This is a genomic window from Bradyrhizobium sp. Ses1 (assembly GCF_059512365.1).
On sequence record NZ_JCAMOQ010000004.1, the window covers coordinates 152,811 to 178,833 of the forward strand.

Genomic DNA, 26,023 nt, shown 5'->3' on the forward strand with positions numbered 1-26,023 from the left:
AGTGAAGCGCCAGCGGCCGCTCGTAAAGGCTGACGCAGATGTCCCGGGTTGCGCGTTCCGCTCCAACCCGGGCTACGTGCAGACATCTATCACCGTGGTCGCGGAGACGACTTCTCGCCCGAAGCCTGGCCCCGCGAAGGGCGGGGAGTGGGACTTGCCGGTCGCTTTGCCGGCTCCGCGGCCGTCGCCGTTGTTGCGGGCTGCTGCGAGACTGGCATCAGGTGGCGCGGGATGACGACGCGCTGGCCGGCGGTCAGTGGGGCATTGTCGGAGAGCTGATTGGCCTGGATGAGCGACCACAGCGGGACGTGGTTCACTGTGGCCAGACCCTGCAAGGTGTCGCCTGCGCGGGCGTATTGCGGAATGCCGCTGTCCCACAGCTCGAGCGGCGCATCTTGCGGAACGACGTAGCGCAGCGGTGCAGTCTCGCCTTTGATCTGCATCGGTGTCGTCCCGAGTTGCACGACCGCGTTCACCAACTGGTCGTGGATGGTGTCCATCTTGTCGATGTTGATGTGGGTGACTTCCTTGTGGTCCTTCAGGTCGAAGCTCGCATAGTGGCCTTGATAGCCCGACTCGGCGACGACATCGCCGCCCCCCAACACGCTGTCGGACATGAAGATATTGATGAAGCGCTCGACATTGAGCGGCACTTTCCCCGTTGCGTGCGCCGGATCGATGGCGACGATCAGGCTGACCGGGATGTTCTCCTCCTGAAGGACTTCGGCGAATATCACGGAGCAAAGTCCGCCCATCGAGTGCCCAATCAGGACGATCGGAAGAGGATCCTTTTTGTATTCGCGGATCGCCTTGGCGGCGATGAGCCGGCAGATGGTAAACTCGTTAACGTCGGCCTCGACGCCGACCTCCTGGAGGCGGCTGGTCAGCTGATCCATGCCGCGCGAAAAAATCGGGCCCATGGCGCCGCGAAACAGATAGGCGCGCACCCGTGGCGTCGGAGCGGGTTGTTCGGCGGCAGGGGGCGGTAATGCGGCCACCGTGGCAGCGGTATTGGCCTGCTTTGCGGCCGGAGCCGCGAGCGCGAAATGGCAACCGGCCGGCCAGATGCAGGCGACAAGCATTGCCCGAAACACAATGGCCATTAGCGGTTTCGGATTGATCATGCGCCTTCCGCCTGTGGTTTCGGCGCGCAGATACGCCGGCGCCCGATTGCCGGCTGGCCACTTGCCCGCGTTTGAGATGAACTATCGCGCAGGAATTGGCAAGAATTGCGGCGCAACGTGCGCGCCGCAATTCGACAGGCCCGGGATCAGTTACGGACCGCAGCCGCGCTGGCGGCCGCCCGTGGTGGTACGGCGGCGCTTGCCTCACTCGGCTGCCGCCGCTTCGTCGGCGATGCCGGGCTTGGCCGGCCGAAGACGACAGCGTCGATCTCGCTGATCACCTTCTGCTGCATGATCTGGCTCTTTTCGATCGTCAGGTGCCCGACGCCCGGCACGCTCTGGACATTGACGTTGTCAAGCGTACCCTGGAATCCCCTGGCTCTTTCGACCGGAGTGCCGGCGCCGTTGGCGACGTAGAAATTGATGTATCGTCCGACCCGTCCCGAAAGGCTGGTGTGGAACACCGAGTCGAGCCCGATGGCAAGCTTCACAGGAACGCCGAGCTGGTCCAGCCTCGCGACCATATCCGGCAGGGAGGTCGCGCCCGAGGAGTGACCGACCAGGATGACGGTTTTGATCTTGCCGCTGCGGTATTCGGCTGCGGCCTCGTTGGCGAGCGATGACCAGAACACGTAATTGCTGATCGTCACGCGCATGCCCTGCGCCTCTAGTTTCGCGGCAATCTCGTCCAGTCCCAGCGAGAAGATGTTCAGGACCCCGCGGAGCAGAAAGACGTGGGCGGTGGAGGCGCGAGCGGCGGCCGATTCCGGCGCAGCCTGTGCCGGGCTTGCGACGACCGGAAGCAGCAGCAACAGCGCGGTCGCGACGGCGCGCAGCCGCGGAAACAAGTGCCGGCCGACCAGTCCGGTGTGGCCGCGATATGCGTTCATGGCTCCTCCTCGAAGGGCTACCGAATATTGGCGACGACCGTACCCCCAGCCCCCTCGCAACCGCAACAAAAGCGGTACGCGCGGCGTGGCTTTACTGAGGCGGCGTGTCTCGCGAGCAACACGGAGTCAGGGATTCGTTAATCTCTGTCGGGAGCTAGGGGCGTGGGAACTAGGCGAGAAAATGGCGGCCACCGGGAGGCAATCGAAATCAGCAGCGAGGCACGCGCTTTTGATTGCCGCATGTCCGGACGCGCCTGCGCCTGTAAGCTCAATTGCAAGTCGCTGCTCGGGGCGAGACCCGTGATCAAAGCGCTGTTTCGTTCGACCACAAACTTCGATGAACGCCGACATATTGTATCGAGCTGACGACCCCGAAGACCATTCCGCTTAACGGAAAACCACAGGCGGATTCATGCATTGCCGCGACTTGCTGCCACCAATCTCATGCGGCATGATCGCGCTGCAAAATGGTAGACCGCAGTCAATGTGGCTGACGAACCGGGAGGACTTCATGAAACGGATTCTGTCGGGCGCATTCGCCTGCATGCTGGCGGTCTCGGCCACTGCGGTGCTGGCGCAGGGCAAACCGCCGCCGCTCAAGATCGGCGGCATCCTCGACATGTCGAGCCTCTACGCCGACATCACCGGCCCCGGCAGCGAAACCGCCGCCAAGATGGCGGTGGAGGATTTCGGCGGTGAGGTCTTGGACCGCAAGGTCGAGGTCGTGGTCGGCGATCATCTCAACAAGGCCGACCTCGCCGCGAACATCGCGCGCGATATGCTCGACAACCAGGGCGTCGAGATGATCTTCGACGTCGCGGCTTCCGCCACCGCGCTCGCCGCGGGCGAGATCGCCAAGGCGCGGGGCAAGATCATCATCTTCAACGGCCCCGGCTCGATCCGCCTCTCCAACGAGGCCTGCGGCCCCTATACCGTGCACTATGTGTTCGACACCTTCGCGCAGGCCAATGTGACGGGTCTCGCGGCGGTCAAATCCGGCCTCGACACCTGGTTCTTCCTGACCGCCGACTACGCCTTCGGGCAGGATCTCGAGAAGGACACCACCAATGTCGTGGTCAAGACTGGCGGCAAGGTGCTGGGCAGTGTGCGCCATCCGCTGAATACGTCGGACTTCTCGTCCTTCCTGCTGCAGGCGCAGGCCTCGAAGGCGAAGGTGATCGGGCTTGCCAATGCCGGCGGCGACACCATCAACGCGATCAAGCAGGCGGCCGAATTCGGTCTGACCAAGAGCGGCCAGAAACTCTCCCCGTTGCTCGCCTTCGTCACCGACATCGACAGCGTCGGGCTCGACACCGCGCAGGGGCTGTTGCTCGCCGAAGCCTTCTACTGGGACCTGAACGACGACACCCGCGCATTCACCAAGCGCTTCATGGAGCGCACCAAGCGCGTGCCGACCTCGGCGCAGGCTGGCGTCTATTCGTCCGTCACGCATTACCTGAAGGCGGTGAAGGCCGCGGGCACCACGGATGCCGCGGCTGTGATGAAGGTGATGAAGGAGACCCCGATCAACGACATGTTCGCCAAGAACGGCAGGATCCGCGAGGACGGCCGCATGGTGCACGACATGTATCTGTTCGAGGTGAAGAAGCCGTCCGAGTCCAAGGAACGCTGGGACGACTACAAGCTGCTCGCGACCGTTTCCGGCAACGAGGCGTTCCAGCCGCTGGAAAATTCGCGCTGCCCGCTGGTGAAGAAGTGACGCGAAGCGTGGCCGTCATTGCGAGGAGCGATAGCGACGAAGCAATCCATGGCTCCGCAAGCGGCGAGATGAATTGCTTCGCTCCGCTCGCAATGACGGTGGATGGATCTAACTAACAACAACCAAGAAAGCCAAACCCATGACTGAAAACAGCATCGTCCTGCAAAGCCTCGACAACGGCCTGCTCACCATCACCATGAACCGTCCGGAGCGGCGCAATGCGCTGAACCCGGACATGACGCGCGGCCTGGTCGAGGCGGCGCGGCGGGCGGCCGAGGATCACGAGGTGCGCGCGGTGCTGATCAAGGGCGCCGGCGGCACCTTCTGCGTCGGCGGCGACGTGAAGTCGATGGCGGAAGGGCGGGCGCCGCTGCCGTTCGAGGCCAAACTTACCAACTTACGTCGCGGCATGGAGGTCTCGCGGATCCTGCACCAGATGGCAAAGCCGGTGGTGGCGCAGCTCGACGGCGCTGCAGCTGGCGCCGGGCTCTCGATCGCGCTGTCCTGCGACCTGCGGGTGGCGAGCGAGTCCTGCAAGATCACGACCGCCTTCGCCAAGGTCGGCTTCTCCGGCGACTATGGCGGGACCTATTTCCTGACCCAACTCCTCGGCAGCGCGAAGGCGCGCGAGCTGTATCTGACCTCGCCGGTCCTCACCGCGCAGGAGGCGCATGCGCTTGGCGTCGTGACCAAGGTGGTGCCGGATGCGCAGATTGACGCCGCCTCGCGCGAGCTTGCGATGTCGCTGGCACAGGGACCGTCGATCGCGCTCGGCTTCATCAAGCGCAACATCAACAATGCAGAGCATCTGTCGCTCGAGGATTGCTTCGACGGCGAAGCCATCCATCACACCCGCTGCGGCGAGACAGCCGACCACAAGGAAGCGGCCAAGGCGTTCGTCGAGAAGCGCAAGCCCGTCTTCAAGGGCGAGTAGGGATGGCTGGCTACCTCAGGCTGCGCCAGATTTGTCTGGTGGCGCCAGAACTCGAGCCCGTGATTTCAGCTATCGCCGACATCATGGGCCTGAGCGTCTGCTATCGCGACGGCAATGTCGCGAAATATGGCCTGGAGAACGCGCTGCTGCCGGTTGACACCATCCTGCTCGAATTGGTGGCACCGTTTAAGCCGGGCACGGCGGCAGGCCGCTTCATTGAGAAGACCAGCGGCGGCGGCGGCTATATGGCGATTTTCTGCTGCGACGATCCCGACGCGCGCGGCGCGCATGCCAACGCCATCGGCGTGCGCACCGCGAACGTGATCACGCACGCGCCCTATCACGGCGTGCAACTCCACCCGCGCGACTGCCGCGCCGCCTTCATCGAGTTCAACCACACCGATGGCAGCGACGATGTCCTGGGGCCTTATCCGCCGGCCGGGCCGGAGTGGCAGAAGCACATCCGAAAGGATGTGACGCAGGCGCTGACCGAAGTCGAGATGCAGAGCCCGGAGCCGCAAGTGCTCGCGGCGCATTGGGGGCGGATCCTTGAGGTGCCGGTCAGCGGGACCGAGCTACGATTGCCGAATTGTACCTTCCGCTTCGTCAACGGCGAAAGCGAGATCATGAGCGCGCTGACGTTCAAGGTGGCGGACGCGGCGAGGGTGCGCGATGCTGCAAGGAAAAAGGGACTTGCGGTGACCGGCGACGAGTTCTCGTTGGGTGGCGTCACGTTCCGGCTCGCCGCCTGAGCCACGCGCTTCACCGTCATGCCCGGGCTTGTCCCGGGCATCCACGTTCTTCGGCTCCGCGCGAGGGGATGCGCGTGGATGGCCGGGACAAGCCCGGCCATGACGGCGAGTAGCCGCCGTACTATCGCCCCTTGAAATTCGCAACGCGGCGCTCGGCGCTGGCTTTCACGCCTTCCTTGAAATCTTCCGTGGCGCGCAGCCTGGTCTGCTCGATCAGCTCATGGTTGGTGGCGGCGAGCACGCGGTCGGCGAAGTCGCTGCGCATGGTGGCGCGGGTGGAGATGAGGCCGAGCGGGGAGCACTCGGCGATCTCCTGCGCGAGCTTCAGCGCCTCGGCGCGCACCTGATCTTGCGGCACCAGCACGTTGGCGAGTCCCCAGCGATAGGCCTCCTCGCCGGTGACGCGGCGGCTGGTGTAGAACATCAATTCCGCGTTGTTCTTGCCGATCAGTTCGGGCAGCGTGAATGTCAATCCGAAGCCGGGATGGAAGCCGAGCTTGGTGAAGTTTGCCGAGAAGCGCGCCTCGGGGCAGGTGACTCGGAAATCCGCGGAGACGGCAAGGCCAAGTCCGCCGCCGATGGCGGCGCCATGGACAGCGGCGACGATCGGCTTCTTGTTGCGGAAGATGCGCACCGCCTGCACATAGAGATGGTTGATCGGCAGATTGGCGGCCGGATCGGAGGCTGCGCGCTCTTCCTGCTCCTGCCGCGCCGGATCGTTGAAATTGGCGCCGGCGCAGAACGCCTTGCCTTGCGCAGCCAGCACGCTTGCGCGGATCTCGATGTCGCGGTCGAATTCCTCCAGCGCGTCCGCGATCTGGTTGATCAGCGCGACGTCGAAGAAGTTCAGCGGCGGTCTGCGGATTTCGATCAGGCCGACGTGGCCCTGCTTCTCGACGCCGATATCGGTATATTTGCTCATCTGTGGTCTCCAGCAATGCTTCAATGTTTCGGCGCGGAAGGTGCCACCTCTCCCAAGGGGAGAGGTCGATTTGCGCCAGCGAATCGGGTGAGGGGTTCTGCTCTATCTTGAGACCGCAACCCCTCACCCGGCGCTTCGCGCCGACCTCTCCCTCTGGGAGAGGTCGAGTTTGCGCGCGGGTCGATCGTCGGACTCATTGGCGTCAGCGTAACCCAAGCCCGCGGGCGATGATGCCGCGGAGCACTTCCGTGGTGCCGCCCTGGATCGTCAGTTTCGGCGCCGTCCGAAGCGCGAATTCGAGTTGCTTCTCCAGCGTCTCGCGGTTGGAGGCGGTCTCCTCGACGAAGGCGGCGAGGTCGCGCACGCGATGCGGCAATTGCTGCTCCCATACCGTGCCGATGTCCTTGACGATGGAGGCCTCCACGACCGGCTCCTTGCCGGCTTGCAGCATGCCGGCGACCGAGACCGACATGCGGCGCATGGTGTGAAGCTGCGCCACCAGGCGGCCGATGCCTTCGGCGCTGCGCGTATCAGGCTTGTCGCCGACGGCGCGCACCAGCTCGGTCAGCACGTAATAGGTCTCAAGGAAGCGCTCGGGGCCACTGCGCTCATAGGCGAGCTCTGACGTCGCCTGCTTCCAGGCGCCATCGATCTCACCGAGCACGTGATCGTCGGGCACGAAATAGTCGGTGAAGACGACTTCGTTGAACTCGAATTGCCCCGTGATCTGGCCAATGGGATTCACCTTAATGCCCGGCTGTTTCATCTTGACCAGGAACTGGGTCAGGCCATGGCGACGGTTTTCTTTCGTCGGCGGCGAAGTGCGGAAGATCGCGATCATGTAGTCGGCGATATGCGCCGAGGAGGTCCAGATCTTGCTGCCGTTGATGAGGTAGCCGCCGTCGGTCTTGGTCGCGCGCGTCTTCGCCGCGAACAAATCCGAGCCGGAATTCGGCTCGCTCATGCCGATCGCAAAACAGAGTTCGCCGCGGCAGATGCGGGGCAGGATGTCCATCTTGATATGCTCGGGCGCGTACTTCAAGAGGACCGGCCCGCTCTGGCGGTCGGCGACGAAGAAGCGTCGCGTCGGCGCGTTGGCGACCCGCATCTCCTCGGTGACCACATAACGTTCAAGGAACGAGCGCTCCTGGCCGCCATATTTCTTCGGCCAAGTCATGCCGAGCCAGCCCTTGGCGCCGACCCGGCGCGAGAATTCCGGCGCGTCGGTATCTTCGCGGTTGGGCTTGTTCGGATCAAAGGTGCCGGCGGCGATCTCCTCGGCAAGGAAGGCGCGCACCTCTTTGCGTAATTGCTCGCATTCGGGCGGCAGACGGATCGGATCGAAACGTAGGGCTGCAGTCATGGCTCTTTCCGTAAATCAGCGCGAGGCCACCAGCGGCCACAATTCGTCGGCGCCTCTGGCGGCGACACGCTTGCCGAGCTCAACCGCCCAATGGCTTTCCGAGCCGAAATCGTCGCGCCAGGCCAGCGCACGCAGCGAATAGCGATGCAGGATATGCTCCATGGTGAAGCCGATCGCGCCGTGCACCTGGTGTGCGATGGCGCCGCCTTTCTCGGCCGCCTCCGCGCAGCGGATCTTGGCGGACGCTGCTTCGAGGTACACTGCGTCGTCGAAAGAGGTCGCATTCGCAACGGCGTCGGCGGCAGAGGTCGCGGCCGCAAGCGCGGCGGCGGATTCGCCGGCGAGGCGTGCGAGATTGTGCTGCACCGCTTGGAATTTCGAGATCTTCTTCTCGAAGGCGACACGTTCGTTGGAGTAGCGCACGGAAATGTCGAGCATCGATTCCAGCGCGCCCGCGATCTGGAGGCTGCGGACCACGCCGCCCATCAGCATCAGCGTGGTCTGGTCAAAGCCCTTCGGCGCCGGCTTGATCGTGATTGGCTCGACCTTGTCCAGCGTCACAGTGTCCGAATTGTCGTAGCCGACATTGATGCCGGCCTCGATCCGGCCTTTCGCGGCATCGACCAATGCGATCGAGATGCCGCCGTTGCCATGCGCCAGCACTGCGAAATGCTTTGCCGCTTTGGCAAAGGGCACGCCGCGGGCGCGGCCGGACAGGCTGCCATCGGCATTGAGCGTGATGCGGTCCTTCGGGCTCGCGGGAACCACCGTCATCTCGCCGTCGGGAGAAGCGGTCTTCGCTTGCGCGAGCAGCCAGCCCGCAAGCATGGTCTCGGCGAGCGGCACCGCGATTGCAAACCGGCCCGCGGCGTTGAGCACGCCAAAGCCTTCGGCCAGACTCGCGCCGGAACCGCCGAGATCGTCCGGCACCCAGGCGAGCGGCAGGCCGGCCTCGCTCAGCGCCTGCCACAGCGGCGCTTTCCAGCTTCCCGTCGCGTCACTGTTGATGGTCTGGGCGTCGGCGAGATCGGCAAAGATTTTCTCTGCGGTCTCGACGACGATATTCTCACTCTCCGCCACGGCGTTCCTCAAGCTATGGAATTTGGCACGTCTCGGACGCGCCAAACGGTCGCGCCAAGTGCATTTCGTTCTTGCGCTTTATGATGGGGAAAAGCCATAGCCCTGACAAGCGCTGTCCGCAGGGCCGCCTGCGGCCGCGGCATGCGAGCCATGGTGCGGAAGGAGAAATTCCACGCAACGGAGTTCTGGCTTGTCGCCTTGGCCGCGCGATATGGTATGCCAGCGCGGGAACGTTTTGAGCGCAAAAGCTAAAGAGGGAGTGGAGTGCGAATGTCGAAGGATGGTTTGTATGCGATCGTAACGGGCTCTGCGTCCGGCCTCGGGGCCGCGACCGCGCAGATCCTGGCAAAGGGCGGTGGACGCGTCGTCGTCAACTATTCCAACAGCAAGAACGAAGCCGAAGAGACCGCCGATCTTTGCCGCAGCGCCGGCGCCGAGGTCGTGGTGGTGCAGGGCGACGTGTCGCGCGACGAGGATTGTCGGAAGATCGCCGCAGCGGCGGCATCCTGGGGCAGGCTGGATGCACTGATCAACAATGCCGGCACCACCAAGCATGTCGCGCACGACAATCTCGACGGGCTCTCGGCGGAAGATTTCCAACGCATCTACGCGGTGAACACCATCGGGCCGTTCCAGATGGTACGCGCGACCCGACCGCTGCTTGAAGCCGGCGCGAACGCGTCGGGGCGCGCCTCGGCGGTTGTGAATGTCTCGTCGGTTGCGGGTATTTCCGGCGTCGGCTCCTCGATCGCCTATGCCGCCAGCAAGGGCGCGCTCAACACCATGACGCTGTCGCTCTCGCGTGCGCTCGCGCCGCTCATTCGCGTCAACACGGTATGCCCCGGCTATATCGACACGCCCTGGTTCACCAAGGGCCGCGGCGAAGCCGGCGCCAAGCAGGTGCGCGATGCTGTCGTGGCGAGGGTGCCGCTGAAGGTGGCTTCAACGGCGCAAGATATCGCGCAGCTCGTCTGCTTCCTGGCGACGCCGGCCTCGAGCAACATGACCGGCGAATGCGTGCGCATGGATGCGGGAATGCATCTGATTTCGTGAAGCCAACTCTGGCTCGTCATTCCGGGGCGATGCGAAGCATCGAGCCCGGAATCTCGAGATTCCGGGTCTGGTCCTTCGGACCATCCCGGAATGACAATCGCGCCGCTACCGCCTGCCGGGATCGGGAATGACGCCGCTCGCCACCAGCCGGTTCCAGATGAACAGTACGACCACCGCGCCGATGGTGGCGGTGATGAAGCCGGCACCTTGATCGGGGCTGTAATGGCCGATGGCCTGTCCGACCCAGGTCGCGAGAAACGCGCCGGCGATCCCGAGCACCGTCGTCAGGATGAACCCGCTCGGGTTGTTCGGTCCGGGTGAGAGGAAGCGCGCGATCAGGCCTGCGATGAAGCCGACGATGATGATCCAAAGAATGCCGCTCATGGCGGTCGTCCTTTCCTGAAACGAGAAATCAGCCTTTGTCCGCGGCCGCAATCAAACCCGCCGCGACATTTCCTCGTCGCTCGGCAGTCGCCCGTCCGGCGTCAGGTGATTGACCGCGTCAGGCAAAAACTGGCTCAAGCCACTGAGCAGGTCGTCGCGCGATAGGCCGCTTTGCGCGGAGATCTGGTCGATCTGGTCGGCACCCAGCGCGTTGGCGAGATCGCCCGGCGCGACCTGCTTGTTTGGGCCGTTGCTGACCCAGGAATTGGCCTGGTCGCCGAGGCCGTTATCCTGCAGTTGTTTCAGGAGATCGCCGAGCCCGCCGCTCAGGACGGTGCCGGCAGCACCACCGGCGAGCAGTCCGCCAAGGCCGCCCTTGAGCAGATCGCTCAATCCGCCGCCCGCCGCACCGCCGGGCACGTTTGCTGCGACGACGTTGCCGGGCGGAGGAGCGGGTGTCTGAGTTGGCGTTGGCGCCGGCGCCTGCCGTGGGGCCTCGCCGGGCTGATTGGTGAAATGCCTGACCGCCTTCCAGGCCAGCAGTGCCAGGATGGCCATGGTCATTGGCGACATGCCGCCCTTGTCGGATTCGGCGCTCGGCGTGCTGGGCCCGCGCGGGCCATTCTGCATGCCGTTGAGTACGTCGAGTAAACCCATCGTCTTCTCCCGCGTATCTGCCCCGCGCCGAAAACATAACGGCCGCCCATGACGGTTACAAGGCACGGCCGCAGGCTGCGGCTCCGGTTCGGTAGGCACAAAATACCAACTCTGCTATCGATTATGGTCGTGGGGTTGAACGGCGGATGAATGCTTTGGATCGACCGATCGGGATCGCCGGCGCCGGCAGCATCGGCTGTTTTGTCGGCGGCATGCTGGCTGCTGCCGGCCGCAAGGTGGCGCTGTTGGCGCGGCCGCGCGTGGTCGATGAAATCAGGGGTAACGGGCTGCTGCTGACCGGCTTCGACGGGTCAGAGCAAAGGCTTGCTGCGAACGAGATCACGCTGTCCGACGATCCCTCCATTTTTGCCGACGCCGGCACGGTGCTGGTCACGGTCAAGAGCGCGGATACCGCTGGTATGGCTGACCTCATTGCGAGGCACGCGCCTGACGATGCAGTCATCGTCAGCCTGCAGAACGGCGTCGGCAATGTCGGCCTGTTGCGCCAGCGCCTAGCCGGTCGAAAGGTGCTGGGCGGGATGGTGCCGTTCAACGTGGTCGGTCTCGGCGAGGGCAGGTTTCACCGCTCGACATCGGGCGCAATCGTCGTCGAACGGGATGCGGCGGGCACGGCGCAGCAATTATCGGTGCCGGGCCTTGCGATGCGCGCGACGGACAATATCGACGGCGTGCAGTGGGGCAAGCTGATCGTCAATCTCAACAACGCGCTGAATGCGCTGTCCGACATCCCGCTGCGGCGGCAGCTCGCACAGCGCAACTGGCGAAAGCTGTTCGCCGACCAGATGGCGGAGGGGCTCGCGGCGATCAAGGCGGAAGGCATTAGACCGGTGTCGCCGACGCCGATTCCGGCCGGGCTAATACCGCCGCTGTTGCGGCTGCCGGATGCGATCTTCGAGGCGCTGCTCGGGCGTACCATGAAGATCGATCCGCAGGCGCGCTCCTCAATGTGGGAAGATCTCAAGCGCGGGCGACGCACCGAGATCGATTATCTACAGGGCGTCATCACAGATATCGCCGACCGGCGCGGCCTGAAGGCGCCGCTGTCGCGGCGTATCGTCGAACTGGTCAAGCAGGCCGAGGCGGCGGGCAAGGGCTCGCCCGGATTGACGGTCGAGCAAATCCGAGGCTGATGCCTTGAAAAGGCGCCGGCCCCGCACGAATTCCAATGGGGACATGATGGAGGAGGATCGATGAGACGGATCGCCACCGCAGTGTGGTCGGTTGTGACCCTGACTCTAGGTTCAGTCGCGGCGTCCCATGCCGCGCCGCCGACGGTCGTCCCTTCGCCGGGCTATGACGCACGATTGCAGGAGAGCCGCGCGGCATCGCGGGCGCCGGCCTTGGATCCGATTGCGCCTGCGGCCAAGCGGGTCGTGCCGCACCGCGCCAAGCGCACGCATCTGCGCTAAGGCACCTCGTAGCCCGGGTGGAGCGAAGCGCAACCCGGGATCTTTGCCTTAGGGGGCGGCCCCGGGTTACGCTGCGCTTCACCCGGGCTGCGATTCCGAAAGGGTCAGCTCCGCTGCTTCGCCTTGGCGGGCGGCGCCGGCGGCTGCGGGGCGAAAATCTTCTTGAACTCGTTCCAGCTCGCGGAGACCCGCGGCCAGTCGCAGGAAAACGAGTCCTTGGCGCATTTGGCGGCTCTGATGCGCTCGGCCCGCTTGACCGGGCTTGCCACCGGCACTGGCACCCGCACCGTGTCGGTCCGCAATGTCACCTTCTGCACGTCCGGCTGCGGGGGCGGTTGCATTGGCGGCAATTGCACTTGCGCTTCCTGCTGCTGCTGCTGCTTCAAGGCGAGCGCCGCGGTCATGCTCTCGCGGCGCTGCTTTTCCAGATAGCGGGCATATTCCTGGTCGATCTTCTTCTGCTCCTCCGGCGTCGGGTTGGGGCCGGAGATGTCGAATGAGCGGTCCTGCAGGAAGTCATAATAAGTGTAGCCGCCGCCGGGCTTGCGGCGGCCGGCGAATTTCGCGTTGCAGTCGCCAAGCTGCGAGGTCTTGTCTTCCTTGGTCTTTGCCTTCTCGGCGACGTCGGCGCATTCCTCGAAATCCCTCGGCGTGCCGCGCCACCATTGCGCGTCGACGCGCGCGGGCGCAAGCACGGCTGCACCGGCGGCGGCAACACTGAGCATTAGCAAACGCGAGGCGATCACAGAGGCATTCCCAGCCAGATTCGGACGGGCGAGAGAGTTGGGCGGATTGTCGTCATTTTGATGGCGCTTGTCACGGTGGAACCGTGCGTCCACAGGGTGTGGGCGAGGTCTCATAGCGCATCTGGTCACGTCTGGCTTCGACTAAAATTTTCTAGGAATTTCAAGGCGAAGGACAGCATGCAAGCTGGTGGCGTTCGTCGCAGGCGAGGCTGCCGCCTCGATTTACATAGCGGGCTTGGCTCCGGATGGAACCCACACGACCGCGACGAGGAAGCCGCTTACCCCGCCCGGCCGCCACCGCCTTTGCCCGGCCAGGATGCGGAATCACAGCGGCGTCAGCTCGGAACGTTCTCAGGCGGCCTTCACGGTCGCGAGGAATTTTGACACTTCATTGCGCAGCAGCTCCGATTGCCGCGACAATTCGCCCGCCGCATCAAGCACGTTCGATGCGCTGCCGCCGCTCTCCTTGGCGGCATGCATGACATCCGCGATGTTCTCAGACACGTCCCTGGTACCGACCGCCGCCTGCTGGATGTTGCGCGAGATCTCGCTGGTGGCGGCGTCCTGCTGCTCGACGGCGGAGGCGATTGCGCTCGACACTTCGCCCATCGAGCGGATCACGCCGACGATATCACCGATGGCGCTGGTCGCCTCCGTGGTCGATTGCTGCATGTCGCCGATCTGCGCGGCGATGTCGGCGGTCGCCTTGGTGGTCTGCTCGGCAAGCGACTTGACCTCCTGCGCGACCACGGCAAAGCCGCGCCCGGCGTCGCCGGCACGCGCCGCCTCGATGGTGGCGTTGAGCGCGAGCAGGTTGGTCTGGCCGGCAATGTCGGTGATGAGACCGACGATGGTGCCGATCTGCTGCGCGGCGGCCGAGAGTTTCTGCATCTTGTCGCCGGCGGCATTGATTGCCGCGGTCGCCTCCGTCGCGATCCGGGCCGAATCGGTGACGCGTTCGCCGATCTCGCGGGTCGAACCGGTGAGTTGCTCGACCGCGGCGGCGACTGCGTTGACATTCGTGGTCGCCTCGCGCGAAGCGACCGTAACCAGGCCGGACTTCGCCGAGGTGCGATCGGTCGCGCCTTGCAGCGATTGCGCCGACGCCTGCAACTCGGTGGATGCGGAGGCGACGATGTCGACGACACCGCCGATCGCGCTCTCGAAATCCGTCGCCAGTCGGTCCAGCGTCTGGCGCCGGTCGCGGCGTTCGGCCTCGGTGTAGACGGCGAGCGCAATATCCATGTCGAGCAGCGCCGCGTTGACGATCGCGCGCTGCATCGCGGCCTGCCTCGCCGCCGAGCCGCGACTCAGCATGCGCGTCGGCATGCGGATCGCGACCTCGCTCACGAGATCCGACAACAGCGCATTGTAGCCACCGATGTACCAACCCGGCTCGAGCCCGAGCTTGTTGTGAATCTCGCCGATCCGCGTCACGGATGCTTCGTAGTCGGCGTCAAAGCGCCCCTCCAGGATGATGGACCAGTGCTTCATCTGCATCTGCTTGGCATGCATCATGTGCTCGCGGCTGCGGAAGAAGCGCGCGGTCTCTGCGAAGCGACTGACGTGATCGTAGAAGCGGTCAAGGATCCCGGGCAGCGCATCGATGACGAGGCTGCGCGCCTCGCGCAACAGCGCAGTGGTCTTCCGGTCGATGCGATGGAAGGCGAGACGGGTGGCAAGGCTGCCGGCGCTGTTCACAGAGTGCTCCGGATGGGGAAAGAGTGAGGTGGGACGGCCGAAAGCGGCCGCTCTGGATTTTCACGTGATTCGCGGCCGATGACCTTGATCTGGCTCAACCAAGGCTTGTCAGCCGGTTAACTTGTTGTTCACATCTGGCGTGCGCGTATTCGCGGAAGCAGCCCTTCGCCCAGGCGCCGACAGCGCGCCGGAACCCTGTCTCACGCGGATCATCCGCGAGCGGCGCCGACCGCTGCGGAGTCTGGCGATCGGCCTTTCAGTCTGCTATGAGGTGCCGAAACTCCGAGAGAGGGGTTCGCGGTCCCGTAGCTCAGCCGGATAGAGCGGCGGTTTCCTAAACCGTAGGTCGGAAGTTCGAGTCTTCCCGGGATCGCCATTCTTGCCGATGCAGGAAATCCGATAAAGACTGCGGCTTCCTCGACGTACGCGCGTCGTTCCGAGGCCATTGACGGGCACTCATCGAGATCAAGCATGTGTACCAGAATTGCGGAGTGATCGCGCGGTGATCGGATCCGTGTCCACTCCTGGCATTACCGTCGTCGCCGACTTAGAGCGTGCCGGTTCTGGACGAAACGGAATCACCCTCGATCTTGAGCTTGGTTTCCATGAAATCCAGGAAAGCCCGTAATCGTCTGGATTCCTTTCGCTTCCCCAGGAAGGTCGCGCTAACTTGCAGCGACGGGCTCTCCCAATCGGTAAGAACTCGCACGAGTCTCTTCGCTCTTATGTCGTTCTGACACATGATGTTCGGCAGAATACCCAGTCCCACGCCGCCGATTACGAGTTCTCGCGCAACGCCGATGTGATTTACCGATATGCGTCCCACGACGTCGATCACCTTGACGCCGAGGCTGCTCCGGAAAGTCCAGACCCCTTCGGCGCGTTGATGCTCGGTTACGACGCAGTCGAAATGTTCGAAGTCGTCGACACTCGATGGTACGCCCCTACGTTCGAGGAATGCCGGGCTGGCATATACGCCTCGAGTTATGCTCGCGAGATGGCGCACGCCCCCGTGGGCTTCCGGCAACGTCCCCAATTGCACGGCGACGTCGTAAGATTCGACCGAAACATCGACCCAGCGGCTGTTCGTATCGATAGCCAGATGTATGTCGGGATAGTTTACGGCGAATGCGGCAATCGCGCTGCTTAGCCATCCCGTTCCAAAGTCTACAGGCATGCTGACGCGCAGCATTCCACGCAATTCCGTTTGCATCCGGGCAGTACCCAGTCCTGCCTCGTCGATCTCGGCGGCGATCCGTTCGCAGTGCTCGTACAGGGCTTGTCCGATGTCGGTCAGGGAAAGTTTGCGGCCGCCTTTCTTGAAGAGCACGGCGCTCAGTTGGTCCTCCAGGAACATCAGCTTGCGGCTGATGGTGGATTTGGGGATGTCCAACTTCTTCGACGCGCCGCTAATGCTCCTTGCATTGACGACCTCAAAAAACAGAAGCAGCGCGTTCAGATCCAATTTTCTTGCCACGCCGACCTCCGGGCTCGCTCTACTTGTCCCATTTATGGAACGAAGGGGAGGCGAAAATGCGCTATCGTTCCGACTTTGGCAAGTTTAGGCTTCTTTCAACAGCGGAATTGCGGACTTTTCTCCTCACGCCCCTTGGCGTCGAGGCCGGAAAAGAATGAACGCGAGCGCGGTACGGGGAGGAACGAATGATCCAGTTGACCAGGCGGAAACTGCTCGCGTTGTCGGTGGCCTCGGTTTCCGCACCGGCGATTATCCGCAATGCGCTCGCAGCCTCGGACATCAATGTCCGCTGGGCATCGCTGCAACCCGGATTTACGGTGCTGCCCGTCCAATACATTCTCGCCAATCATCTCGGGCGCAAGAACGGAATCATTCTCCCCGATCCCTCGCCGTATACGGCCGTTTCGACCTACTACAACGACTTCACTGCGGGAAATTACGACATCTGCATCGGAAGCTGGGACACCTTCGCTGCCCGTTATCAGGCGGGCGTCCCTCTCAAGTACGTCTGTTCGATCACCGATGCGAACATGATCGCAATGCTCGCGCCGAAGGGCGGCGTCGAGGACGTCTCCAAACTGAAGGGCAGGACGATCGCGGCGTTACAGTCGACAGGCACCTACCGAATCGTGAGAGCATTGATAAAGGTGGCGTTCGGCTTCGATATGGAAAAGGACGCGACGATTCAGAACGTCGACAATCCGGCCGCGTCCGTATCGTTACTTATGGCCGATCGTGCCGATGCCGCCATATCATGGGAGCCCAACATCACGACCGGCCTGATAAGGAAGCCCGACTTGCGCGTGCTCCTGAAGGCCGGCGATGTGTACAAGAAGATATCCGGGGGCATTGAACTACCTTACTTCGGCGTCGCGATCCGGAAAGAACTGGCTGACGCCAATCCCGGGATAGCTGCGAAGATCAGCAAGATGTTCGAGGACTGCCTCGCGGGAATCAACGCCGACACGACGAAGGCGGCCGATCTCTTCGGCAGCAAAACCGGAATTCAGATCGATGTCCTGAAGGAGGCGATGAGTTCTCGCCGACTGGAGTTCGGCTATCGCCCCATGAGCGACGAGCTTTCCAGGTCGGCCGTCATGATCGCAAGCGATTTTCTCGCCAGCAACGGCCTGTTGAGCAAGCCGATCGACGAAAACTTCTTCGCCGTTTGACGCACATGCCGGAAAAGCAGATGTCTATCTCAGCCGCCGCCGGGCAATCGCGAATTCAATCTGGAGATGCAGCCAAGATCGCCAAGCCGCTTGCCGGTTTTGCCGGGGCTTGGCCCAACGCCGAAAGTCGACGGGATATCGTCGCAACCGTCGTCGTGGTCGTCCTGCTTCTTGCGGCAATGGAAGTAACCAGCCGTTTCGTTCCGGACTACATAATGCCTTCGCCGGTCGCCATCTGGAATGCCGCGCGCGAACTGTTCTTCACCGAACCATACCATGTGGCGGCAACACTCGTCCGCCTCGCTATTTCGGTTACGATCGCAATGACGGTAGGCGTTCTCATCGGACTTGCGATGGGAATGTTCACTCATTTGCGGGCCTATCTCAAAGCTGTTGTCGTCATCGATACCGGCATTCCCGCGCTTTCCTGGATGTTGATCGCCGTGTTCTGGTTCAAGAACCCAGAGGCACGAATATTCTTCATCCTGCTGGTTATCTTGCTGCCATTCTATGCACTCAACGTCTACGAAGGGGTGCGAGCGCTACCCAAGGAGCTCGTCGATATGATCGAGAGCTTTCGGCCCTCGCGGTGGCAGGTGCTCCGCTATCTCATTCTGCCGCACATCGTTGCCTACGTTTTCCTGACGACCAAATCCGTCATCGGATACGCGATACGAATGGTGATATTCGCGGAGCTCGTAGCATCGGCGATCGGCATAGGCGCGCGGATGAATCTTGCTCAATCGACGTTTCGGATCGACCAGGTCCTGGCGTGGACCTTCTTCCTCGTAATCCTCAATGTGGCGCTGCAGGCATTCGTGAATGGCTTGGAAAAGCTATTCCTGAAGTGGCGCGCGGAGGCGACCGTAAGATGACCGAAGAAAACATCATCGAACTGCGCGAAGTGTCAAAGACTTTCGGAAGCTACCTCGCCGTCGACAACCTGTCTCTGAACGTCAGGCGAGGAGAAATCGTCGTTCTTCTTGGGCAGACAGGCGCAGGAAAGAGCACGGTGTTGAATCTCATCATGGGAACGACCTGTCCGAACAAAGGACAGATCAGAGTGGCGGGGTTCGATCCCTACGCATCCTTCAAGGCGCTGAAAGGGCGTCTTTCCGTCAGCTTTCAAACCGACCGTCTCTTGCCCTGGCGCACGGCTCTGGAAAACGTCGAACTAGGATTGCTTATCCTGGGAAGACCCAAGAATGAAGCCAGAAGAAGCGCGCGGGAATGGCTGGGACGAGTGCGTCTGGACGGGGCGGACAACAAGTATGTTCACGAGCTTTCCGGCGGCATGCGCCAGCGCGTATCGCTTGCCAGAGCGCTCGCGATAGATCCCGAGATCATATTCCTGGACGAGTCCTTCAGTCAGCTCGATCACGTTACCTCCAAAACCCTTCGCGGCGACTTCCTGCAAATTGCAAGGGAATTGCGCAAGACCTGTCTACTCATCACGCACAGGATCGATGACGCGCTCGAGATGGCCGATCGCGCGCTCGTACTCAGCCCACCCGCCAGAGTGGCTCTAGAGGTGCGCATAGACGATCAGGCCAGGTCGAGCTCGCGCGCGATGGCCGATCTGCACGCTCAGATAGCGTCCGCGATGGGCGCGGAACGATCAACCGACCATTGAACCATCGGAGACCAAGAATGAGCTACCAGGACGTGATCCTGAACCGGGAAAAGGGCTGGGTCGAAATCACGATCAACCGACCGGAAAAGCTGAACTCACTTCGCGAGCAGACCGCTGAGGAAATCCTCGGAATTCTCAATGAAGTCGAGCACCAGAGGGACGTGAGGGCAGTTATCCTTCTCGGCAGTGACAAGGCCTTCTGCACCGGCATCGACACCAGCGAATTCCAGATCACGGAGAACGGCTATTTCGACTTCTACCGTTTTCGGAAGCGAGCGCGGAAGGTGAACCGGCTGTTCAAGGATATCGGCGGCTTCACCAAGCCTCTGATCACCGCAATCGAGGGATTCGCTTTGGGAGGAGGTCTCGAACTGGCCCTCGTCGGAGACATCATCGTCGCGGGCGCAAGCGCGAAATTCGGCCTGCCGGAGATCAAGCTCGGGATGATGCCAGGCGGCGGCGGCACCCAAACCCTACCCCGACTGATCGGAAAGCCTCTCGCGAAGGAGTTGATGTGGACCGGTCGACGGATCTCCGCGGCAGAGGCCGAGCGCTATCGGATCGTCAGCCATGTAACCGATCAGGGCAAGGCGCTCGACAAGGCCAGGGAGATCGCCAAGAGCATCAGCGAGAACGCGCCTATTCCGGTCATGATGACGAAGGCCGTTATTGACCGCGGTGTGGACATGTCGCTTGCCGACGGCTTCGACGCCGAGGGCGACGCATCCTTTCTTCTGTATTTCACAAAGGATCGCGACGAAGGCCTGAAGGCCTTCCGGGAGAAGCGGTCCCCCGAATTCCGCGGAGAGTGACCATGTCAGGAAAGAAGCGTGATATCGTAATCGCCGGCTATTCCGAGACCGCAATCGACTTCAAGAGCGGTCGAAGCGCATTCGATCTAGGAGGTGAGGCGCTGGCAAAATTGCTTGCGGCTACCGGCATTCCGAAGGACGCGATCGACGGCCTCTCAGTGACAGCTCCGCTAAGCGAATGTCCGAATCCGTTCTTCGCCGTCTACATGACCGAAGCCCTCGGCATCACGCCGACGTGGCTCAACTACGGAGGGACCGGAGGGTGTTCCGCTACCGGCGGCGTGGCTCGTGCCGCATCGGCCATTCGCGATGGGTACTGCGAGGTGGCCGTCGTCCTGTCGGCGGACGCGCCGAGCACCGCCTGGCGGGCGAACTACGGAGCTTATCGTTCCGAATTTCAGGACCCGCCCGGCGTTCAAGGTCCTCCTGCGACGTTCGGGCTTCTCATGAGCCGATACAACCATCAGTTTGGGATCAAGCCCGAGGCACTGGGAAAGATCGCCATCACGCAACGCGAGCACGCGCTGCATAACGACAACGCGTACACGAAGTTCAAGACACCGATCACGATGGCCGACTACGAGAAGTCGCGCGTCATCGCGGATCCGCTTCGCCTCCTCGATTGCGTCATGTTCTGCGATGGCGCGAACGCCTTCCTCGTGACGACCGAGAAGAAGGCGCGGGAGCTCGGAATCACGAAGATGGTCTATCCGACAGCATATGCCGAGGTGACGAACTTCAACGGAAGCGATCCGCTCGCGGATATAACAGAGACAGGGTTCTCGAAAATCGCGCCGATCGTGTACGGACAATCGGGGCTCGCTCCGAAAGACATCCGGATGTTCCAGCCCTACGACGATTTCACGATCGCGGTCATGATGAAGTTCGAGGATTTCGGCTTCTGCAAACGAGGGCAGGGCAGCGAGTTCACCCTCGACACCGATCTTTCCCACAAGGGGACCCTGCCTCTTAACACCGGCGGAGGCCAAATCTCCGCGGGGCAGCCGGGATTGGCCAGCGGCGGCCTCAACCTGGCCGAAGCGGTACGTCAAATGTTCGGCGAGGGCGAGGGTCGGCAAGTACCGGATCCGAAGAACGCACTCGTGACGGGTATCGGCGTAATTCCCTACGCGCGCAACTGGGGTACCAGCGCCGCGATGATTCTGGAGGCATGAAGATGGCTGACGAAAAAACCGGACGTCCCGTCCCGAAACCGTCGATCTACGTTGATACCAAGCCCTTCTGGGAGGGGGCGAAGGCCGGCAAGCTGATGCTGCAGTATTGCAAGGACACCGGGCGGTTTCAGCACTATCCGCGCCCGGTGAGCATTTTCACGGGCAGCCGGAATCTCGAATGGCGTGAAGTGTCGGGCAAGGGTACGATCTACGCGTGCACCGTCATTCGCGTGCCCGGTCCCGGTCTGGAGGGGCGCCTTCCTCTTTCCGTCGCGACGGTTGAGCTCGACGAGGGCGTACGGATCCTCGGCAACATCCTGAACAGGGATCCCAATACAGTCGCCATCGGTCAGCGCGTCGAAGTCGCTTGGGATCGGATTTCCGACGACGTTCGATACCCGGCCTTCGACGTCGTTTAAGGAGCGGACATGCGCCTGGAAACCATCCTCCGTGCGCAGGCGGTGCGTCATGCGAGCAAGGTCGCATTGGTCTGCGGATCGGAAAGGCTCAGCTACCGCGAGCTCGATCGGAGAATCCGCAGCGTCGCAAACGGGCTCAGGGAGAACGGTATCGGTCCAGGCGACCGTATCGTCGTATTTCTATCCAACGGTGTGGAGGTCGTCGAGCTCTTCTTCGCCGCATTCTCGCTGGGCGCAATCGTTGTCCCCGTAACGACCCGTCTCACGTCGAACGAACTTCTGCATATATGTTCCGACAGCAGGCCCGCCGCCATCGTGTTCGAAGGCGACGGCGCTGCGATAAACAAAGTATTGCAGGCGAATCCGGATGCCGTCCGGATAACGACGGGAACGAATTGCGTAGGTGCCGTCGAGTATGCCGAACTGCGGAAGTCGGAACCGACACCGGCGCCATCCCTCCCGATCGGCTGCGATGATGCGATCATCATGTACACCTCTGGTACAACGGGCACACCAAAAGGTGCGATCATCACGCATTCGAACGTCGTCGTTCAGCATTGTTTCGTCAATGCGATCGAATGGAGAATATCGAGCGACGACGTCTATCTGGTTACAACTCCGCTTGCCCATCGAACCGGTTTCGCCCGGCTTGCCAATTCGCTGACGCTTGGCGGCACCCTCGTGGTGATGAAGAAGTTCGATTCTCGCGAGGCGGTGGACACGATTGCCAGGGAGAAAGTTAGCGTGGTCGGTATGGTCCCGACCGTATGCAGGATGCTGCTTCCGGAGATAAAGCACGATCCCGGTCGCTGCGCGTCCCTCAGGCGCATTGTCGTCACGGGCGAGGCATTCCCTGTCGAGCTGAAACGCCAGTTCCTCGCGTTGCTCCCGCAGGTTCGTCTCGTGTCGTTCTTCGCGATGACGGAGGTCGGTGGTGTGACCTCCCTGTCCCATGAGGAGCAATTCGACCATGCCGCTTCGATCGGTCGCCCCACGCCTGGCGTCGAGGTCCGCATCGTCGACGACGCCGGCATCGAGGTCAAGACCGGCGAGCCCGGCGAGCTTCTCGTCCGCGTAGGCGAACCTGGGAGATATTCGGTCATGCGGGGCTACTACAACCGCCCCGAAGATACGGCGAAAACCATCAAGGACGGCTGGATCCACACCGGCGACGTCGCGAAGGCGGATGAGGACGGCTACCTCTACATCGTCGACCGCAAGAAGGACATGGTGTTGAGCGGAGGGTTCAACATCTATACCAAAGAGGTCGAGCAGGCTCTGCTCCAGAATCCGGACGTGTCGGATGCGGCTGTCGTCGGGGTACCCGATGCCATCTTCGGCGAAGCCGTCGCGGCATTCATCGAACGATGCGAGGGGACGGGTCCGACTCCGTCGTCGATTGTCGAACACGTTCGCAATCTGGTCGCCGGATACAAAAAGCCCAAATACGTCTTCATCGTCGATGCGCTACCGCGGAATTCGCTCGGCAAGGTCCTCAAGCGAGACTTGAGGGCTCAAGCGGTCGAACTGGTGGGCAAGCCGGGGGGCTGGAACAGAGCGCCTAGTTCCGATTGCATCCAGCAAGGATGAGACCGATGCGACACGATGTTGTCGGAGATCTCGGCGCTCGCTGCGCCCGCCGTCAGGTTTCCGAGTAACACAAGGGTCCAGCCAGCCGCTTCATCATCCTCTCCCCGGTCATGTCTTCGCAGCCGATCGTTGCTCAGACCTGCCGTTCCGGCAGGCGCAGCACGAGCCCGTCGAGGTCGGGCGTGATCCTGATCTGGCAGGACAGGCGGCTGCTCGGTAGGCGGTCGCAGGCCGTGCCGTCGAGCAGGGCGTCTTCCTCGTCGCCAATCGGCGGGAGGCGCGCCAGCCAGCCATCGTCGACATAGACATGGCAGGTGGCGCACATGGCGTTGCCGCCGCATTCGGCCAGGATGCCATCCAGCCCGTGACGGGTCGCGGCCTGCATGGCGCTCTCGCCGTCGCTGGTCTCGACTCGATCGCTTCGGCCATTGGGATGAATGAAGGTGATCGCAGTCATCGCACCTCTCGTCAGGCCGGAGTGATCGTAACCGGCAGGCTGTCGAGCCCGCGCAGCGTGTTGTTGAAGCGCCGCTTCGGCTCCCCCGTGATCTCGATTTTGGCGACGCGGCGCGCCAACGCCGACAGCATCACCTCGCCTTCGAGCCGCGCAACGAGCTGGCCTACGCACATATGGATGCCCGAGCCGAAGCCGACATGGCCGCTGGTGCGTCGGTTGATGTCGTAGCTGTCGGGCTTGTCCCAACGCCGCGGATCGCGGTTGGCCGCGCCGAGGAACATCAGGACTTTCTCGCCGTCGCCGACCGGCGCGCCACCGAGTTCGACCTCCCTCGTCGTGGTGCGGAAGAAGGTCTGGACCGGGCTTTCGAAACGCACCGCCTCCTCGAAGGCATTGCGCGCCAGCGCCGGATTGTCGCGCAAGAGCTGCCATTGATCCGGAAAGCGCGCCAGGCAATAGATGGCTGCACCGAGGCCGTTGACGGTCGTATCGAGACCGGCCGACAGCAGCGAGCGTACCAGGAGCGGCGCCTCGGTGGCGGTGATCTCGCCTTCATCGACGCGCGCGTGGATACAGGCGCCAAAGCCGCCGGGTGCGAGGTTCTCGCGCTGGCATTGCTCGGCAATATAGGCCTGGTGCGGCGCCGAACGCTCGATCGCCTCCTGCCGCAACTGGTTCGGCGGACCGAACGCGTTGAACACCAGGCTGGCATAGGGGAGCAGATGCTCGCGGCCCTCGGCCCTCAGTCCGAGCGCATCCGGGAACACCGAGAGCGGATAGGCTTCCGCAAGATCCTCGATCGCATCGAAGCTGCGCTTGTTCAATAGCGCGTCGACCCTTGCTTCGGCCGCCTTAGCGAAGCCGTCGCGCACTTGCTTCATGACGCTCGGCGACAGCACGCCGCTGAGCACGGCGCGCGTGCGGGTATGGGCGGGCGGATCGGCCTCGAGGATCAGGCTCGGCGGCCGCCAGGGCTTCTCCTTCTTGAAATCGCTCAAGCCAACGCCGCGGCTGGAGCAGAAGGTGAGGGGATCGTTCAGCATCGCATGGACTTCGGCGTAGCGTGCCACGCCGTAGACATTCCATTTGTCGAGATACACCACCGGCCCTGCTTCCCGCAGCACCTCATGGGTCGGGAAAGGATCGGCGAAGAACGCGATCGCGAAGGGATCAACGTCCAGATGCGGAACGGCGCTGGTCCTGGAAGAGGAGCCGAGTGCACTCATTCAAGTCGTCCCTCGTCTTGCCTGCCCTATCGCATCAGCCGGAATTTTCCACCTTCCACCTTGATGAGAAAGGCGGAACGTTCATCGTAGCCGTTGTGGTCGGTCGGACTCATGGTGGAGAGGCCGTTGTTCAAATAGACGTCCTTGCCGCGTTCGAGTTCATCCCGCAGTGCAGCCCGGAATTCTGGCGTACCCGGCTTGGCGGTCTTCAACGCGCTTGCCGCCGCCCTTTTGAACAGCGCGACGGCATCCCACAAATGCGCGGCGAAGATGTTCGGCTTCTGGCCATTCGCCTTTTCGTACGCAGTGACGAGCTCCTCTCGCACCAGCCGGAACGGATCGTTCGCCGGGAGATCCTCAGCGATGGTGAACGCTTCGCCGGTGAACACGGCGCCTTCGACATTGGCGCCGCCGAGCTTGATGAACTCTTCCGTCGCGACGCCGTGGGTCTGGAAAATCTTGCCGGCATAGCCGCGTTCGCGAAGGGCCTGCTGGGGCAATACGGCTGGCGTGCCAGCGGATGCGACGAACACTGCCTCCGGATCGGTCGCCATCACCTTCAAGGCCTGACCGGTCACGCTGGTATCGGCGCGTGCGTAAACCTCATGCGTCGTCACCGTCAGGCCAAGCGTCGGCGCGAGCCGGCTGACTTCCTTGTAATAGCCCTCGCCATATCCATCCGAAACGCCGATATAGCCGAGCGTCTTGATCCCCGACTTCGCGATATGTTTGAGAATGGCGGCTGCCATTAGGTCATCGTTCGGCACGACCTTGAACGCCCATTTCCGGCGGTCGTCCATCGGCTGGACGATGGCGGTCGCGGCCGCCAGCGAGATGATCGGGGTCTTCGATTCCATGGCGATGTCGAGCATCGGCATCGTCACTGGCGTCAGCGACGATCCGATCAGGATGTCGACGCCGTCCTGAATCACCAGGCGGCGCGCGTTCTGGACGCCCTTGGTGGGATCTGACTCATCGTCGAGCGGGATGTAGACGATCTTTTCGCCGCCGATCTCCTTCGGTAGCGCCGCCACCGTTCGCATCTGCGGTTGCCCGAGCGCCGAGCCCGGTCCGGACGCGGAGACGACGATCCCCACCTTGATGTCCGCCTTTGCGTCCACGGCGCAGAGAACCGCGGTCACGAAGATCCAAAGCCCGGCAAGGCCCAGCCTCATTGTAGTCCCTCCCGCAAGAATTCTTTTTTCAAGGTGCGCAGATACGCCGAGGACGTCAGGCACGTCAGCGCTTTGCAATTATCGCTTGTCTCGCAGCGCGCGTCTGTCCCCTTTATTGGTGACACATGCCG

At 62.6% G+C, this 26,023-nt stretch carries 26 protein-coding genes and 1 tRNA gene; 14 read left to right on the forward strand and 13 right to left on the reverse strand.

Annotated elements, in window-relative coordinates; translation table 11 throughout:
• Positions 1 to 89 precede the first annotated feature (89 nt).
• Positions 90 to 947 (reverse strand): LysM domain-containing protein, encoded by an 858-nt coding sequence (locus AC5ZG5_RS07505; RefSeq protein ID WP_349645076.1) that lies wholly within the window; start codon positions 945 to 947, stop codon positions 90 to 92.
• A gap of 323 nt (positions 948 to 1,270) precedes the next feature.
• Positions 1,271 to 2,014: a hypothetical protein gene (locus tag AC5ZG5_RS07510; protein WP_051396755.1), complete on the reverse strand. Its 744-nt coding sequence runs from the start codon at positions 2,012 to 2,014 to the stop codon at positions 1,271 to 1,273.
• 511 nt (positions 2,015 to 2,525) lie between these two features.
• Here AC5ZG5_RS07510 and AC5ZG5_RS07515 point away from each other — a divergent pair.
• The 3 genes from AC5ZG5_RS07515 to AC5ZG5_RS07525 all read left to right on the forward strand — a co-directional run bounded on the left by AC5ZG5_RS07515 (position 2,526) and on the right by AC5ZG5_RS07525 (position 5,420).
• Positions 2,526 to 3,734, forward strand: a complete 1,209-nt coding sequence (locus AC5ZG5_RS07515; protein WP_456641420.1) for an ABC transporter substrate-binding protein — start codon at positions 2,526 to 2,528, stop codon at positions 3,732 to 3,734.
• A gap of 139 nt (positions 3,735 to 3,873) precedes the next feature.
• Positions 3,874 to 4,668, forward strand: coding sequence for an enoyl-CoA hydratase (locus AC5ZG5_RS07520; protein ID WP_456641419.1), 795 nt, complete (start codon positions 3,874 to 3,876; stop codon positions 4,666 to 4,668).
• A gap of 2 nt (positions 4,669 to 4,670) precedes the next feature.
• Complete coding sequence (locus AC5ZG5_RS07525) at positions 4,671 to 5,420, forward strand: VOC family protein (protein ID WP_456641418.1); 750 nt, start codon at positions 4,671 to 4,673, stop codon at positions 5,418 to 5,420.
• A gap of 121 nt (positions 5,421 to 5,541) precedes the next feature.
• Here AC5ZG5_RS07525 and AC5ZG5_RS07530 read toward each other — a convergent pair whose 3' ends face one another.
• The 3 genes from AC5ZG5_RS07530 to AC5ZG5_RS07540 all read right to left on the reverse strand — a co-directional run bounded on the left by AC5ZG5_RS07530 (position 5,542) and on the right by AC5ZG5_RS07540 (position 8,785).
• Complete coding sequence (locus AC5ZG5_RS07530) at positions 5,542 to 6,342, reverse strand: enoyl-CoA hydratase/isomerase family protein (protein WP_130225973.1); 801 nt, start codon at positions 6,340 to 6,342, stop codon at positions 5,542 to 5,544.
• Positions 6,343 to 6,544: 202 nt separating this feature from the next.
• A complete protein-coding gene (locus AC5ZG5_RS07535; protein ID WP_456641417.1) occupies positions 6,545 to 7,705 on the reverse strand; it encodes an acyl-CoA dehydrogenase family protein in 1,161 nt (386 codons plus the stop codon).
• Positions 7,706 to 7,720: 15 nt separating this feature from the next.
• Entirely contained in the window at positions 7,721 to 8,785 is a 1,065-nt protein-coding gene (locus AC5ZG5_RS07540; protein ID WP_456641416.1) for an acyl-CoA dehydrogenase family protein, read from the reverse strand.
• A 270-nt stretch (positions 8,786 to 9,055) separates the two neighbouring features.
• Here AC5ZG5_RS07540 and AC5ZG5_RS07545 point away from each other — a divergent pair, with 270 nt between their 5' ends.
• Positions 9,056 to 9,838, forward strand: a complete 783-nt coding sequence (locus tag AC5ZG5_RS07545; protein WP_456641415.1) for an SDR family NAD(P)-dependent oxidoreductase — start codon at positions 9,056 to 9,058, stop codon at positions 9,836 to 9,838.
• Positions 9,839 to 9,943: 105 nt separating this feature from the next.
• Here AC5ZG5_RS07545 and AC5ZG5_RS07550 read toward each other — a convergent pair whose 3' ends face one another.
• Positions 9,944 to 10,222, reverse strand: a complete 279-nt coding sequence (locus tag AC5ZG5_RS07550; protein WP_028164282.1) for a GlsB/YeaQ/YmgE family stress response membrane protein — start codon at positions 10,220 to 10,222, stop codon at positions 9,944 to 9,946.
• A 51-nt stretch (positions 10,223 to 10,273) separates the two neighbouring features.
• Positions 10,274 to 10,879, reverse strand: a complete 606-nt coding sequence (locus tag AC5ZG5_RS07555) for a YidB family protein (RefSeq protein ID WP_028164283.1) — start codon at positions 10,877 to 10,879, stop codon at positions 10,274 to 10,276.
• Positions 10,880 to 11,025: 146 nt separating this feature from the next.
• On the opposite strand from AC5ZG5_RS07555, the gene AC5ZG5_RS07560 reads away from it, so the two are divergent.
• On the forward strand, positions 11,026 to 12,030 hold the full coding sequence (locus AC5ZG5_RS07560) for a 2-dehydropantoate 2-reductase (protein ID WP_456641414.1): 1,005 nt from the start codon (positions 11,026 to 11,028) through the stop codon (positions 12,028 to 12,030).
• Positions 12,031 to 12,090: 60 nt separating this feature from the next.
• Complete coding sequence (locus AC5ZG5_RS07565) at positions 12,091 to 12,309, forward strand: hypothetical protein (protein WP_456641413.1); 219 nt, start codon at positions 12,091 to 12,093, stop codon at positions 12,307 to 12,309.
• Positions 12,310 to 12,413: 104 nt separating this feature from the next.
• Here the strand turns inward: AC5ZG5_RS07565 and AC5ZG5_RS07570 are convergent, their stop codons facing one another.
• Entirely contained in the window at positions 12,414 to 13,034 is a 621-nt protein-coding gene (locus tag AC5ZG5_RS07570; protein WP_456641508.1) for a hypothetical protein, read from the reverse strand.
• 372 nt (positions 13,035 to 13,406) lie between these two features.
• On the reverse strand, positions 13,407 to 14,756 hold the full coding sequence (locus AC5ZG5_RS07575; protein WP_456641412.1) for a protoglobin domain-containing protein: 1,350 nt from the start codon (positions 14,754 to 14,756) through the stop codon (positions 13,407 to 13,409).
• A 299-nt stretch (positions 14,757 to 15,055) separates the two neighbouring features.
• Here AC5ZG5_RS07575 and AC5ZG5_RS07580 point away from each other — a divergent pair.
• Positions 15,056 to 15,132, forward strand: a tRNA-Arg gene (locus AC5ZG5_RS07580).
• A gap of 171 nt (positions 15,133 to 15,303) precedes the next feature.
• Here AC5ZG5_RS07580 and AC5ZG5_RS07585 read toward each other — a convergent pair.
• Entirely contained in the window at positions 15,304 to 16,233 is a 930-nt protein-coding gene (locus AC5ZG5_RS07585; RefSeq protein ID WP_028164288.1) for a LysR family transcriptional regulator, read from the reverse strand.
• A gap of 185 nt (positions 16,234 to 16,418) precedes the next feature.
• Between AC5ZG5_RS07585 and AC5ZG5_RS07590 the strand changes: the two genes are divergently transcribed.
• Genes AC5ZG5_RS07590 through AC5ZG5_RS07620 form a run of 7 tightly spaced genes read left to right on the forward strand, consistent with a single transcriptional unit; the run spans position 16,419 to position 23,034 of the window.
• Positions 16,419 to 17,405 carry an ABC transporter substrate-binding protein gene (locus AC5ZG5_RS07590; protein ID WP_130225967.1) on the forward strand — a complete coding sequence of 329 codons (987 nt, stop codon included), beginning with the start codon at positions 16,419 to 16,421 and terminating at the stop codon, positions 17,403 to 17,405.
• A gap of 20 nt (positions 17,406 to 17,425) precedes the next feature.
• The gene (locus AC5ZG5_RS07595) at positions 17,426 to 18,280 is read left to right on the forward strand and encodes an ABC transporter permease (RefSeq protein WP_456641411.1); all 855 of its coding nucleotides are present in this window, start codon (positions 17,426 to 17,428) and stop codon (positions 18,278 to 18,280) included.
• Positions 18,277 to 19,038, forward strand: a complete 762-nt coding sequence (locus AC5ZG5_RS07600; protein WP_456641410.1) for an ABC transporter ATP-binding protein — start codon at positions 18,277 to 18,279, stop codon at positions 19,036 to 19,038. Before AC5ZG5_RS07595 ends, AC5ZG5_RS07600 begins: the two co-directional genes overlap by 4 nt.
• 17 nt (positions 19,039 to 19,055) lie before the next feature.
• On the forward strand, positions 19,056 to 19,850 hold the full coding sequence (locus AC5ZG5_RS07605; RefSeq protein WP_028164292.1) for an enoyl-CoA hydratase/isomerase family protein: 795 nt from the start codon (positions 19,056 to 19,058) through the stop codon (positions 19,848 to 19,850).
• Positions 19,851 to 19,852: 2 nt separating this feature from the next.
• A complete protein-coding gene (locus AC5ZG5_RS07610; protein WP_456641409.1) occupies positions 19,853 to 21,025 on the forward strand; it encodes a thiolase family protein in 1,173 nt (390 codons plus the stop codon).
• A 2-nt stretch (positions 21,026 to 21,027) separates the two neighbouring features.
• The gene (locus tag AC5ZG5_RS07615) at positions 21,028 to 21,444 is read left to right on the forward strand and encodes a Zn-ribbon domain-containing OB-fold protein (protein WP_130225963.1); all 417 of its coding nucleotides are present in this window, start codon (positions 21,028 to 21,030) and stop codon (positions 21,442 to 21,444) included.
• Positions 21,445 to 21,453: 9 nt separating this feature from the next.
• On the forward strand, positions 21,454 to 23,034 hold the full coding sequence (locus AC5ZG5_RS07620; RefSeq protein ID WP_456641408.1) for a class I adenylate-forming enzyme family protein: 1,581 nt from the start codon (positions 21,454 to 21,456) through the stop codon (positions 23,032 to 23,034).
• 133 nt (positions 23,035 to 23,167) lie between these two features.
• Here the strand turns inward: AC5ZG5_RS07620 and AC5ZG5_RS07625 are convergent, their stop codons facing one another.
• The 3 genes from AC5ZG5_RS07625 to AC5ZG5_RS07635 are packed head-to-tail and all read right to left on the reverse strand — an operon-like array spanning position 23,168 to position 25,892.
• Positions 23,168 to 23,491 carry a 2Fe-2S iron-sulfur cluster-binding protein gene (locus AC5ZG5_RS07625; protein WP_456641407.1) on the reverse strand — a complete coding sequence of 108 codons (324 nt, stop codon included), beginning with the start codon at positions 23,489 to 23,491 and terminating at the stop codon, positions 23,168 to 23,170.
• An 11-nt stretch (positions 23,492 to 23,502) separates the two neighbouring features.
• On the reverse strand, positions 23,503 to 24,717 hold the full coding sequence (locus AC5ZG5_RS07630) for a cytochrome P450 (protein ID WP_456641406.1): 1,215 nt from the start codon (positions 24,715 to 24,717) through the stop codon (positions 23,503 to 23,505).
• Positions 24,718 to 24,743: 26 nt separating this feature from the next.
• A complete protein-coding gene (locus tag AC5ZG5_RS07635; RefSeq protein WP_456641405.1) occupies positions 24,744 to 25,892 on the reverse strand; it encodes an ABC transporter substrate-binding protein in 1,149 nt (382 codons plus the stop codon).
• Between the last annotated feature and the right edge of the window lie 131 nt (positions 25,893 to 26,023).

Excerpts from the sequence above, each read along its gene's own strand:
- AC5ZG5_RS07510 (WP_051396755.1), bottom strand. The coding sequence starts at position 2,014 with ATGAACGCATATCGCGGCCACACCGGACTGGTCGGCCGGCACTTGTTT.
- AC5ZG5_RS07515 (WP_456641420.1), top strand. The coding sequence starts at position 2,526 with ATGAAACGGATTCTGTCGGGCGCATTCGCCTGCATGCTGGCGGTCTCG.
- AC5ZG5_RS07520 (WP_456641419.1), top strand. The coding sequence starts at position 3,874 with ATGACTGAAAACAGCATCGTCCTGCAAAGCCTCGACAACGGCCTGCTC.
- AC5ZG5_RS07525 (WP_456641418.1), top strand. The coding sequence starts at position 4,671 with ATGGCTGGCTACCTCAGGCTGCGCCAGATTTGTCTGGTGGCGCCAGAA.
- AC5ZG5_RS07530 (WP_130225973.1), bottom strand. The coding sequence starts at position 6,342 with ATGAGCAAATATACCGATATCGGCGTCGAGAAGCAGGGCCACGTCGGC.
- AC5ZG5_RS07535 (WP_456641417.1), bottom strand. The coding sequence starts at position 7,705 with ATGACTGCAGCCCTACGTTTCGATCCGATCCGTCTGCCGCCCGAATGC.
- AC5ZG5_RS07545 (WP_456641415.1), top strand. The coding sequence starts at position 9,056 with ATGTCGAAGGATGGTTTGTATGCGATCGTAACGGGCTCTGCGTCCGGC.
- AC5ZG5_RS07550 (WP_028164282.1), bottom strand. The coding sequence starts at position 10,222 with ATGAGCGGCATTCTTTGGATCATCATCGTCGGCTTCATCGCAGGCCTG.
- AC5ZG5_RS07555 (WP_028164283.1), bottom strand. The coding sequence starts at position 10,879 with ATGGGTTTACTCGACGTACTCAACGGCATGCAGAATGGCCCGCGCGGG.
- AC5ZG5_RS07560 (WP_456641414.1), top strand. The coding sequence starts at position 11,026 with ATGAATGCTTTGGATCGACCGATCGGGATCGCCGGCGCCGGCAGCATC.
- AC5ZG5_RS07565 (WP_456641413.1), top strand. The coding sequence starts at position 12,091 with ATGAGACGGATCGCCACCGCAGTGTGGTCGGTTGTGACCCTGACTCTA.
- AC5ZG5_RS07570 (WP_456641508.1), bottom strand. The coding sequence starts at position 13,034 with ATGCTCAGTGTTGCCGCCGCCGGTGCAGCCGTGCTTGCGCCCGCGCGC.
- AC5ZG5_RS07590 (WP_130225967.1), top strand. The coding sequence starts at position 16,419 with ATGATCCAGTTGACCAGGCGGAAACTGCTCGCGTTGTCGGTGGCCTCG.
- AC5ZG5_RS07595 (WP_456641411.1), top strand. The coding sequence starts at position 17,426 with ATGTCTATCTCAGCCGCCGCCGGGCAATCGCGAATTCAATCTGGAGAT.
- AC5ZG5_RS07600 (WP_456641410.1), top strand. The coding sequence starts at position 18,277 with ATGACCGAAGAAAACATCATCGAACTGCGCGAAGTGTCAAAGACTTTC.
- AC5ZG5_RS07605 (WP_028164292.1), top strand. The coding sequence starts at position 19,056 with ATGAGCTACCAGGACGTGATCCTGAACCGGGAAAAGGGCTGGGTCGAA.
- AC5ZG5_RS07610 (WP_456641409.1), top strand. The coding sequence starts at position 19,853 with ATGTCAGGAAAGAAGCGTGATATCGTAATCGCCGGCTATTCCGAGACC.
- AC5ZG5_RS07615 (WP_130225963.1), top strand. The coding sequence starts at position 21,028 with ATGGCTGACGAAAAAACCGGACGTCCCGTCCCGAAACCGTCGATCTAC.
- AC5ZG5_RS07620 (WP_456641408.1), top strand. The coding sequence starts at position 21,454 with ATGCGCCTGGAAACCATCCTCCGTGCGCAGGCGGTGCGTCATGCGAGC.
- AC5ZG5_RS07625 (WP_456641407.1), bottom strand. The coding sequence starts at position 23,491 with ATGACTGCGATCACCTTCATTCATCCCAATGGCCGAAGCGATCGAGTC.
- AC5ZG5_RS07630 (WP_456641406.1), bottom strand. The coding sequence starts at position 24,717 with ATGAGTGCACTCGGCTCCTCTTCCAGGACCAGCGCCGTTCCGCATCTG.
- AC5ZG5_RS07635 (WP_456641405.1), bottom strand. The coding sequence starts at position 25,892 with ATGAGGCTGGGCCTTGCCGGGCTTTGGATCTTCGTGACCGCGGTTCTC.